Source organism: Streptomyces antnestii (genome assembly GCF_004005495.1).
GTDB classification, from domain to species: Bacteria; Actinomycetota; Actinomycetes; order Streptomycetales; family Streptomycetaceae; genus Streptomyces; species Streptomyces antnestii.
Window position 1 is genome coordinate 1 of record NZ_RZYA01000057.1, and the last position, 1042, is coordinate 1042.

General features: G+C 67.9%; 1 protein-coding gene. It reads left to right on the plus strand.

Annotated features, from left to right (window positions below; translation table 11 throughout):
* Positions 1-300: 300 nt before the first annotated feature.
* A complete protein-coding gene (locus tag EOT10_RS40915) occupies positions 301-810 on the plus strand; it encodes a hypothetical protein (protein WP_431313379.1) in 510 nt (169 codons plus the stop codon).
* Positions 811-1042: the final 232 nt, after the last annotated feature.

Below are 1042 nucleotides of genomic sequence, written 5' to 3' on the forward strand. Positions count from 1 at the left end.
TCGCCGGGGCCATCAACTGTGATCGTGCAGTGAAACGGTGCACGCCTGTGCGCCGGGCCCCGGTGGTGGTCTGACGGCGCCGGCGGGGCAACCATGTGGGAGCTCTGTTCTGCTCTTTGAGGGGTCGCCATGAATTCTGTCCGTCGTGCTATGCCGCTGGTGCTGCTGTCCTGCCTTGCGCTGGCCGGGTGTTCAAGCACCGGGTCAGCCTCCGACAACGCGGGGGCCGGGAGGAACGGAGCGCCGGCTGCCGGGCCGTCAGGTTCCGTACGTCCCGACGAGTCGGCTGGGACGATCCCGGTGGGGGCAGGTCCACAGAAGACGTACACGGTGCAGAAGCAGCCGCCGGCAGGCAGCTGCCACTACCAGTACACGAAGAACAAGGAACCGCTGCCGGACCGGACCTGCACACAGGGCGCGACCTCGCCCGCGGTCACACAAGCGAACCTGGCCCGGACGATCTGTCGCAAAGGCGGCTACACCAAGGGCATCCGCCCGCCCGTCTCGATCACGGCACAGGAGAAAAAGCTCAACGCCGTCTCGTACGGCTACAAGGGCAGCCTGAGCGACGCCGAATACGACCACCAGATCTCACTCCAGCTCGGCGGCGACCCCAACGACGCCCGCAACCTCTGGGTCGAACCCGCCGACCCCGGCCACCAGCCCGGCACCGGAGTCAACAACAAGAAAGACCCCGTGGAGACGAAACTCCACACCGCTATCTGCTCGGGCAAGGTCACACTGGCCGCGGCGCAGGAAGCGATCGCCACCGACTGGACCACCGCACTGCAGTCCCTCGGACTGAGCTGACCCGGGCCCGTACAACGAAACCCCCCGCCAACCGTGACAAGGGACGGCCACCCGGAGCTTCGAGTGGCCGTCCCTGCAGCACAACCCGGGGCCCCGGCCGACTCTCACCGCGCCCGATCGCGTGAAGCGCGCCCCCGGAACGAACCCCGCACCGGGCGTGCGTCGTCATGCTCACCATGAGCACCCTGCACCAGAACGTTCCCGGGCACGTCAGCGTCACCATCGCCGGGGC